Genomic DNA, 9,494 nt, shown 5'->3' with positions numbered 1-9,494 from the left:
GCGACGCGGGGTGGAGCAGTTCGGTAGCTCGCTGGGCTCATAACCCAGAGGTCACAGGTTCAAATCCTGTCCCCGCAACCATGGAAGAGGCCCTGACCGGCAGATATGCCGGTCAGGGCCTTTTTTCTTTGTCCCCGGGTCACCAACTACTAGCATTTCCTAGTATTCTCGTTCGCGGGGGCTACGTCCTACGGTGCCAGTGGCTGTTCAACGACGATCACCGCATTGGCAGGCCGGCGCCGCCAGGAAACGGATCCTATGTTGCGGGGGATGACCACCGGCCCGTCAGGGTTCGCTCTTCCGCTGTTCATGATTCAAGCTATTAAGGCGCACTTAACCCGGCCGGCGCTCCCGCTGGTGCACCCGGGAGGGGTGGATCCGCCTACGTCACTAGTCGATCATTCTCGAGAGGAATGCTGTTCGATGTCACTACCGACCAAGAAGAAGTCCGGAACTGCGAAGAGCAAATGGGCCAAGCTGTACTGGGCAGTGCCGGCCGCGCTCGTTGCCCTTCTTCTCGTGGTGCTTCTCGCGAAGTGGATCACCGGACTTGCCGGGGTCAAGGACTTCCTGGCGGCCTACCCGGGCCACTCAGAGCTCCCTGCGGGAACTCCTGAGGGCTTCCCGGCCTGGCTGGCGTGGCAACACTTCCTCAACGGCTTCTTCCTGCTGCTGATCATCCGCTCCGGCTGGCAGGTGCGCACGCAGACACGTCCGGCGGCCTACTGGACCCGGAACAACAAGGGCATGATCCGCACCAGGAATGCCCCGACGAAGATCAGCCTCGCGCTGTGGTTCCACCTCGTCCTGGACGCGCTGTGGATCCTCAACGGCATCGTGTTCGCCGTCCTGATTTTCGCAACCGGACAGTGGGCGCGCATCGTGCCCACCAGCTGGGATGTTTTCCCCAACGCGCTCTCGGCGGCGCTGCAGTACGCATCCCTGAACTGGCCCACGGAGAACGGCTGGGTCAACTACAACGCCCTGCAGCTGCTCACGTACTTCATCACGGTCTTTATCGCGGCGCCCCTGGCGTTCATCACGGGCCTCAGGATGTCCTCGGCCTGGCCCAAGAACGCCAAGGCGCTGAACAAGGCCTACCCGATCGAGGCAGCCCGGGCCGTGCACTTCCCGGTGATGATTTACTTTGCCGCTTTCATCGTGGTTCACGTGTTCCTGGTGCTCGCCACCGGTGCGCTCCGGAACCTCAACCACATGTATGGCGGCAGCGATGACGTCAGCTGGGTGGGCTTCGGCATCTTTGCCGCGTCAGTCGCCGTGATGGTCGCTGCGTGGTTCCTGGCCAGGCCGCTCTTCCTGAGTCCCATTGCGTCCCTGATGGGCAAGGTCAGCAGCCGCTGACCGGCCTGCCGGGGCTGGCGCTGGCCGCTGGCCGGGTACGCTATAGGCGGCCCGGCTCAGCTCTCCTTGAGCTTCTGGTAGGTCTCCAGGGCCCGCTCGCGTGACTCCGGCAGGCCCACCACCGGCTCCGGATACCCGGCGGCCTGTTCCGGAGACTTCCAGGGTTCGTGGATCGCCTTGTCATCCATCCCGGCGATTTCCGGAATGAACTCCCGCAGGTAGCGGCCCGCCGCGTCGAACTTCTTGCTTTGCGTCACCGGGTTGAAGATCCGGAAATACGGGGAAGCATCCGCTCCTGATCCGGCCACCCATTGCCAGTTGGCCGGATTGCTGGCTGAATCGGCGTCCACCAGGGTGTCCCAGAACCAGGCCTCGCCCAGCCGCCAGTCAGCGAGCAGGTTCTTCACCAGGAACGATGCGGCGGCCATGCGGACGCGGTTGTGCATCCAGCCCGTCTGCCACAGTTGCCGCATTCCGGCGTCCACCAACGGATAGCCCGTCCGGCCCTGCTGCCACGCTTCCAGCTCAGCGTCCGACGGCGTCTGCCACTCGAAACGGTCGAAATCGGGGCGGTAGTTCCGGGTGGCCAGCTCCGGGTTCTCATAGAGCAGCTGCCAGCAGAACTCGCGCCAGCCCAATTCGGACCGGAAGATCCCGACGTCGGCGGGTGCCTGGTGCGGGAAGCGCTCACGGAGCGCGTGCCAGACGCGGAAGGGACTGATTTCACCAAAACGAAGGTGGGGGGAGAGGCGGCTGGTGCCCTCGAGTCCCGGCCGGTCGCGGCCGGTTCCGTACTCCTCGACAGGGCCGTCAAGGAAATCGTGCAGGCGGCTGTGCGCGCCCGCTTCACCGGGCGTCCAAGCCTCCGCAAGTCCGGCGCTCCAGTCCGGTGACCGGGGGAGCAGCCCCCAGCTGTCCAGGTCGTCGCTGTGGGGGAGCTCCCCGTCGTCGTTCTGCGCCGGGTGAGGAAGCTTGCCGGGAGCGCCGGACGGCATCCGCGGCTCACCGCCGTCGAGGCAGGCGCGCCAGAAGGGCGTGAAAACCTTGTAGGGTCCGCCGGCGCCTGTGCGGATGGTCCAGGGCTCGAACATGAGGCTGGCCTGGAAGCTCGCGGCATCAAGGCCTTCGTCGCCGGCCCAGGCCTTAACGCCGGCATCGATGCTGCGTTCGGGCCCGCCGTACCTGCGGTTCCACCTCAGATGGGTGGCTCCGGTCTCTGCGGCCAGCTCCTGGATGATTCCCGCCGCCTTCCCTCGCCGAAGGACAAGCCGGGAGCCGGCGGCCTCCAGCCCGGCAGCCAGGGACGCCAGCGAATGGTGCAGCCACCACTTGGCTGCACCGCCGAGCGCGCGCACCCCGGGCGATTCTTCATCCAGGACGTAGACGACGGTTACTGGGTGGCCCAGGGCTGCCGCGTCGGCCAGCGCCGGATTGTCATCCAGGCGAAGGTCATCACGAAGCCAGACAATGGTGGAAGGCATGCTTCCACGGTACACGCCGCTCGGTGCTATTTACTGGCCGGTAACTTGGCCGTAGACTCGCTCCTGCCGTCCGTTGCGTTCATTCTCCGCAGGGACGGTTCCGTTCGGATCGGGCCTTTTCCTGTTGACAACGGTATACGGCTGGAGGCGGCCGGATGCCGGCCACCTGTTCGCCGCAAAGATGCCGCGCGCAGGAAAAAGGATGACCAATGAAGCTATTCCTTGCAGCGGCCAAAGATTCAAAAGAGGCCAGGGCGGCCCGAACAGCACGCCGCCGTCTGCCCGCCGCCCGGACACTCCTGGCAGGGCTGGCCGCCGCCGTCTCGGTTTCCGGGTTGATTGCCCCCGTCGCCCATGCTGCGCCCCCGGGCGGCGATGCGTGGGTGGTGAGTGTCGGAGACTCCTACATTTCGGGGGAGGCAGGCCGCTGGGCGGGCAACTCGAGCGACCCGGCCCAGGCGGACGCCCTGGGCGACGCCGCCTACCTTGATGCCGGCCAGTCGGAGCGCACGGGCGGCTGCCACCGTTCCTCGTCAGCGGAAATCAGCATCGGTCAGGCGCAGGCGCTCAACCTGGCCTGTTCCGGCGCCAAAACGGCCACGTCCTGGAACTCGTCAGGGGAGTTCAAACCGGGCCTCGACTTCTACAACGACGCAGCAGGGAACACCGGCCAGGCCCTTGAACTTCAGCGCTTCGCATCATCCCACCGGGTCAGGATGGTAGTGGTCTCGATCGGCGGCAATGACCTGGGTTTTGCCGGCATCATCGCCACGTGTGTCTCCAAGTTCATGACCAGCCCCTGGTGGGCGCCGAGTTACTGCAAGGACTCCACCACGGTGGCCACGAACTTCTCGGCCGCCAACAGGGCGGCTGTGGCGGCCCGGATCGGCACGTCGCTGGCCAACGTTGCCAAGGCAATGGGCAACGCGGGCTACGCGCCCGGTGAGTACAGCCTGGTGGTGCAGAACTACGTCTCGCCCCTGCCGCGGAGTTCCCGCATCGCCTATTCAGAATCAGGTTTCAGCCGGCAGAGCACCTACGGCTGCGGATTCTGGAACGCGGACCTGGACTGGGCGGCGGGGACCGCCGTGCCTGCCATCAACTCCACAATTTCAGCCGGAATCGCTGCTTCCGGTGTGACCGGTGTTCGCACGCTCAACGTGTCCGCGCTCTTCAGCGGCCATGAACTGTGCGCCGATACGACGAAGAAGCTGAACAACACCGCGCTGGCGGACTGGCGGAGCGCGGGCGCAGCGGACCTCAGCGAGTGGATCAACGAGATCCGGACGGCGAGCACTGCCTTCAGCGACTACTACATCCAGGAATCACTGCATCCGAACTACTGGGGCCAGCTGGCCCTGCGCAATTGCCTGCGCCAGGCCTACAACGGCGGCGATGTCCGTTCCGGGAGCTGTACGGCGGGTACCGGGCTGACGTCGGGAGGCGAACCGGCGGTGACCTTGAGCTAGCTGCGGGCGCTGTCGACGAAAACCGAAAGGCCGGGGTTCCCGTCAGGGAACCCCGGCCTTTCCGGTGTCCGGTCCGGAACCGGATCAGCTACTAGAGCTTGTCGAAATCAGCCTCTTCAACCGTGGAATCGGCAGCCGACGAATTGGCCGACGACCCAATGGCAGGCTTCGCGCCGCCGGACTTCAGGGCCGCGAGTCGAGCTTCGATCTCAGTCTGCTCGCCAAGGTCTTCGAGCTGGTTGAACTGTGCGTCGAGGCTGGACGCGGCGAGCTCCTGCTGTCCGCGGACCTTCGCCTCTTCGCGGCGGATCTTCTCTTCGAAGCGGCCCACCTCGCTGGTGGGATCCATGAAATCGATGCTCTTGAGGGCGTCGTGGACCTGGGACTGTGCTGCGGCGGTCTTGGAACGGGCCACCAGCTCATTGCGCTTGCTGGTCAGCTCGTTCAGCTTGCTCTTCATCTGGTCAAGGCCGGTCTTGAGCTTGTCCACAACCTCGGTCTGCGAGGCGATGCTGGGTTCTGCTGCCTTGGCCTCGTTCTCGGCTGCCATCTGGCGCTGGATGGCAACCTTGGCCAGGTTGTCGAACTTCTGGGCGTCCACGGCGTCGCCGCTGCTCCGGTACTCGTCGGCCTTGCGGGACGCTGCCAGGGCCTTGTTGCCCCAGTCCTGGGCATTCTTGACGTCCTCGTTGTAGTCGTCCTGGAGCATCCGCAGATTGCCGATGGTCTGCGCCACAGCAGATTCAGCTTCGGCAATGTTGTTCGTGTAATCCCGGACCATCTGGTCCAGCATCTTCTGCGGATCTTCGGCCTGGTCCAGCAAGGAGTTGATGTTCGCCTTTGCCAGCTGCGCCATACGGCCGAAAATGGACTGCTTAACCATGGTGTTGCCTTTCATCCTGCTCAGTGGTCGCCACTGATTTCAGTGAACAGTTGATATACCGCTTCTATCCGGCGGCCGGGGAAACCGGCCGCCGCCTAGTCTGTGGATCGGCTAGAAGTCGCCGCCGCCTCCGGAGTCGCCGCCCCAGCCACCGCCGGAATCTCCGCCGCCGCCGAAATCGCCGCCGCCCCAGCCGCCGCCGTCACTGTGGCCGCCGCCCCAACCGCCGCCGCTGCCGCCGTTGAGGATGGAGTTGATGAGGATGCCGCCAAGGATGGCACCGCCGAGGCCACCTCCGCCGCCTCCGCCGCCGAACATGCCGCCACGGCCATAGCCCTGGTTTGCGTAGCCGAAGCTGTCCACATCGCCCTGGGCGAGCTGCGCGGCCTGTGCGGCCAGTGCGTGGGCCTGCTGGGCGTACGTCAGTGCCGTGACCGGATCATTGCGGGAGATGGACAAGGCATAATCCAGGTTCCGCTGGGCTTCGGCCAGGCGCGTACGCGCTTCGGTCCCCACTCCGCCGCGGCGCGCCGTGATGTAGTCCGAGGTGGCGCTGATCTGCGCCTGCGCCGACATGATGGTCTGCTGCAGCGACGCCTGCGCGCGGCGGGCCTGTTCCTGCTGGTCCCGGATGCCCGTCAGGGACTGGTCCAGCGACTGATGGGCAGTTTCCACCCGCTCCAGGGTGGCGATCGGATCGATCTTGCCGCCCTGGATTTCCGCCTTGACCTGGGCCAGTGCGGCTTCCACTCCGGCCACCGGCCCGGCAAGTTCAGGATGGGCTCCGGACTGGATCATTGCCTTGGCCTGCGCGAGATCCTGGGATGTGTCCACCACAGCGGCCTCAAGGCTGTTACGGGCCTCGTCCAGGTTCCCGGAGACCTTCGTGATGGCTTCGAGCAGAACCTTCGTCTGGTGCAGGCTTTCCTCCGCGGCACGGACAGCCACGGCAGCCAGGCTGCCTTCTCCGGCTGCCAGCTTGTCCCGGGCCGTTGATGACGCGTTCTGCACGAACGCGAGCCGCTCCTTGGCCTGGCCGATGTTGTCCGAGACCTGGACAAGGGCGCTGTCCGCGTACTTCTCCCGCAGGGTGGTCAGGGTCTGTTCAGCCGTGGCGATCCTGGCGTCAGCTTCCTGGGCCCCGGCGTTCACCGCGGCAAGGGCCTGCGGGGCGTTCTTCTCAAGTTCACGGAGCGAATCAAAGTCGGCCTTTTGTTCCTGGAGTGAGGCCAGGGCAGCCTCGGAACGGCGGATAATTTCGCCAAGCCAGCTCCGTTGCTGTTCCTCGGTGTCCGGGATGTGGTCGTCCAGCTGCTGCTGCAGTTTGAACGATTCGGACATGTGACCCTTGGCTTCCTGCAGGGCCTTGGTGAAATTCCCGACGGCGGCATCGCCGTACTGTGCCTGGGCGAAGCCCAGTTCCTGCTCGCTGGAGTTGATGGCGTTATCGGCTTCAATGAGCAGCGAACCGCTCTTTTTGCGCAGCTCGTCCACGCTCAGGGAGGCCAGCGGGTCAAGCTCTGCGCCTTGCGGTCCGTAGCTGGCGCTGGAAGCGATGGCAGCCTTCTTCCGGCGGTTTCTGAGGTAGAGGTAGGCGCCGACACCGCCGGCAGCCACCACTCCGGTTCCAACCAGGACGGCCGTTCCTGCTCCATCACCTGGCACATTGCCCTGACCGCCGCCGGCGGCATCGCCGATGGCAGCGGCAGCGTCGATGGCGGCTTGCGCGTAGTCTCCATTTCGAAGCTGGGGATCAACGGCCTTGTCGCGGATATTGTCGCGCTGGGCGTTCGTTATTTTGCTGTTTGACGGCTTGCTCAACTGGTACTGACGGGTTTCAGTTGCAACGGTCAGAAGCATGGCGTTGGCGCCCAAACTTGCCTTGTCGGCTACTGCTTTTGCCCAAGCAACCCTGTCGGTGGGGTTCTCGAACTTCTTCACGTAGACAACGTGGAATGTCATGGCGTGATCCGTGCCGAGCTTCTTGATGGCAGCTTCGACGTCGGACTTCTTACCGCCCAAAACGCCAGCGGAGTCGACGATCTTGGTCGTTGGGTCGAGGGTCACCGGATCTTCTGCCCAGGCGGCAGTGGCGGGAACCGCCAGCAGCCCGGCAAGGCCGATCACGGCGAGGAGGCGTTTGAACTTAGACCGCATGTGCAACCCTTCAGCACTTCTGCGACTGATTCGGGCCGAGCCAGTCGTCACAGAATGCAGCAGCGCCCCCACGCATGTGTAAAGCCGCAGGTCGCTGTGGCAATTCCATTTGATTCTATGGTGCACCAAAATACCCGTCCACATCGGGGAATATGCCACCAGCGAAAAGCGCTGCAAGCACTTGCCGGACCCGCCAAAAACGGACTCCGGCGGCGTTCAGCAACCTCCCAGCCAACGGACGCCTTAGCTCCAGTCTGAGGGTCCATAGTTAAAGGCAGACGAGGATGAAAGGAAGTCTAATGACTGAGAACCCAGCACAGGGTGGATCGCCTGAGAACAGGGGTCCGGAAAAGCCCCGCGAGGGCTGGCCGGCGCAGCCTGCTCACGCGGACACGCAACCGCTGGATGCAGGGCACCAGCAGCAGCCCGCGCTGCAGCCGCAGGCTCCGGCGCAACCGGCCGGAGACTCAGTCCAAGGAAACTCCGATACCCAGGGAACCCCAGGCGCCCAAGGGAACCCAGGCGCCCAGGACAACCCGACCGTCCGGCTCGACCGTGCACCGTCCGACGATGGAAGTGCGCCCTTCCGCAACGGTCAGCCACATCCTCACGGAGACGGTGCACCGCAGCCCGTCTATCCGCAGCACCAGCCCTTCTACGGCCAGCAGGCCGGCCCGTCCGCCCAGCATTCCGGCCAGCCTGACGCCCACCAGGGTCACAGCAACTACTCCGGTGCCGGCGCCCCGCAGGGCAGCGGCCCCTATCAGGCCGGCCACCAGCACCCGGGCAGCATGTACGCCTCCGATCCGGCCAGCACCCCGAAGCGGAAAGCGGCCTTTGGCGTGGGAACCCTGGTCGCAAGCATTCTTGCCGCCGGCCTGGTGGGCGGCGGAGTGGTGGCGGCCAGCGACGCCTTCATCAGCAATGGCTCCACGTCAGCCGTGAGCAGCGCCGGCGGACAGCCCAGCACCGTGATCGTCAACAACAAAGATGACGTGAACGTCATTACCGCCGCTTCGTTGAAGGCGTCCCCGAGTGTGGTGACCATCAAAGCGACGAGCGGCAGCGACGGCGGCACCGGTTCAGGAATCATCCTCGACGAGGACGGCCACATCCTGACCAATACCCACGTTGTGACCCTTGACGGCAAGACGGCCAACGCCACCATCGAAATCCGGACGAGTGACGGCCGGGTGCTCACCGCGAAAATCGTTGGCACCGACCCCCTGAGCGACCTTGCCGTGATCAAGGTGGACAACCCGTCCGGGTTGACGCCGGCAACCCTTGGGGACTCCGGCAAGCTGAACGTTGGTGACACCGCCATCGCCATCGGCTCGCCCCTTGGCCTGACGGGAACGGTCACCGACGGTATCGTCTCCACGCTCAACCGGACCATCAGCGTGGCCTCATCGGCAGCGCCCAAGGAAGGCGCGGATGATTCCCAAAGCGACGGCGAAGGCGGCTTCCAGTTTGCTCCGCCGGACGGCGGCCAGACCCAGAACTCCGCGAACCAGGGATCCATCTCCCTTAACGTGATCCAGACGGATGCCGCCATCAACCCTGGCAACTCCGGCGGTGCCCTGGTCAACAGCAAGGGTGAAGTGATCGGTGTGAACGTGGCCATTGCCTCGGCCGGCGGCGAGTCAAGCTCAAGCACCAGCGGCAACATCGGCGTGGGCTTCAGCGTTCCCATCAACAACGCCAAGCGTGTGGCGCAGGAGATCATCGATAACGGCAAGGCCACGCACGGCCAGTTCGGCGTCAGCGTGAAGCCGAAGTCGTCCACGTCCTCAAGCTCGTCCTTCTCGGTGGGCGCGGAAGTGGCCACCGTGGAGTCAGGCTCCGCCGCCGCCAAGGCAGGCCTGAAGGTGGGCGATGTCGTGACGAAATTCAACGACCTCGTCATCAGCGATCCCAACCAGTTGACCGCAGCGGTTCGAGAGCAGCCGGCCGGTGCGACCGTGAAGGTCACATTCCAGCGCGGCGGCCAGCAACAGCAGGTGGACGTGACACTCGGAGCGGCAGCGGAGCAGTAACTGCCGGAGCCGCCTCCGGCGGCGCGGCTAGCACGAATCTACCCGTCAGCGGAGGCGGGGCCGCCGGCATGGTGGCCCCGCCTCCGCTGCTTCGCTGCCGTGGTCC

General features: G+C 65.0%; 6 protein-coding genes and 1 tRNA gene. 4 read left to right on the top strand and 3 right to left on the bottom strand.

Annotated features, from left to right (window positions below; genetic code table 11):
- The first annotated feature begins 4 nt into the window (after window positions 1-4).
- Both BS38_RS0107430 and BS38_RS0107425 read left to right on the top strand, forming a co-directional pair.
- Window positions 5-81, top strand: a tRNA-Met gene (locus tag BS38_RS0107430).
- A 342-nt stretch (window positions 82-423) separates the two neighbouring features.
- A complete protein-coding gene (locus tag BS38_RS0107425; RefSeq protein ID WP_028270225.1) occupies window positions 424-1,362 on the top strand; it encodes a cytochrome b/b6 domain-containing protein in 939 nt (312 codons plus the stop codon).
- 56 nt (window positions 1,363-1,418) lie between these two features.
- Here BS38_RS0107425 and BS38_RS0107420 read toward each other — a convergent pair whose 3' ends face one another.
- A complete protein-coding gene (locus BS38_RS0107420) occupies window positions 1,419-2,843 on the bottom strand; it encodes a cryptochrome/photolyase family protein (protein WP_028270224.1) in 1,425 nt (474 codons plus the stop codon).
- Between the two features lie 209 nt (window positions 2,844-3,052).
- Between BS38_RS0107420 and BS38_RS0107410 the strand changes: the two genes are divergently transcribed.
- Window positions 3,053-4,312 carry a hypothetical protein gene (locus BS38_RS0107410; protein WP_043437967.1) on the top strand — a complete coding sequence of 420 codons (1,260 nt, stop codon included), beginning with the start codon at window positions 3,053-3,055 and terminating at the stop codon, window positions 4,310-4,312.
- Between the two features lie 91 nt (window positions 4,313-4,403).
- Here BS38_RS0107410 and BS38_RS0107405 read toward each other — a convergent pair whose 3' ends face one another.
- Window positions 4,404-5,195, bottom strand: coding sequence for a PspA/IM30 family protein (locus BS38_RS0107405; protein WP_028270221.1), 792 nt, complete (start codon window positions 5,193-5,195; stop codon window positions 4,404-4,406).
- A 111-nt stretch (window positions 5,196-5,306) separates the two neighbouring features.
- Complete coding sequence (locus BS38_RS0107400; RefSeq protein WP_028270220.1) at window positions 5,307-7,352, bottom strand: TPM domain-containing protein; 2,046 nt, start codon at window positions 7,350-7,352, stop codon at window positions 5,307-5,309.
- A 299-nt stretch (window positions 7,353-7,651) separates the two neighbouring features.
- On the opposite strand from BS38_RS0107400, the gene BS38_RS24620 reads away from it, so the two are divergent.
- A complete protein-coding gene (locus tag BS38_RS24620; protein WP_043437965.1) occupies window positions 7,652-9,388 on the top strand; it encodes a trypsin-like peptidase domain-containing protein in 1,737 nt (578 codons plus the stop codon).
- The last annotated feature ends 106 nt before the right edge of the window (window positions 9,389-9,494 follow it).

Origin of the sequence: Arthrobacter sp. UNC362MFTsu5.1 (genome assembly GCF_000685965.1) — a bacterium.
In the GTDB taxonomy this organism is placed as follows: Bacteria; Actinomycetota; Actinomycetes; order Actinomycetales; family Micrococcaceae; genus Arthrobacter.
Note: the sequence above shows the minus strand (reverse complement) of the source record. Positions and strands in the feature narration are given on the sequence as shown.

Coding starts and splice junctions, on each gene's coding strand:
- BS38_RS0107425 (WP_028270225.1), top strand. CDS start 424: ATGTCACTACCGACCAAGAAGAAGTCCGGAACTGCGAAGAGCAAATGG.
- BS38_RS0107420 (WP_028270224.1), bottom strand. CDS start 2,843: ATGCCTTCCACCATTGTCTGGCTTCGTGATGACCTTCGCCTGGATGAC.
- BS38_RS0107410 (WP_043437967.1), top strand. CDS start 3,053: ATGAAGCTATTCCTTGCAGCGGCCAAAGATTCAAAAGAGGCCAGGGCG.
- BS38_RS0107405 (WP_028270221.1), bottom strand. CDS start 5,195: ATGGTTAAGCAGTCCATTTTCGGCCGTATGGCGCAGCTGGCAAAGGCG.
- BS38_RS0107400 (WP_028270220.1), bottom strand. CDS start 7,352: ATGCGGTCTAAGTTCAAACGCCTCCTCGCCGTGATCGGCCTTGCCGGG.
- BS38_RS24620 (WP_043437965.1), top strand. CDS start 7,652: ATGACTGAGAACCCAGCACAGGGTGGATCGCCTGAGAACAGGGGTCCG.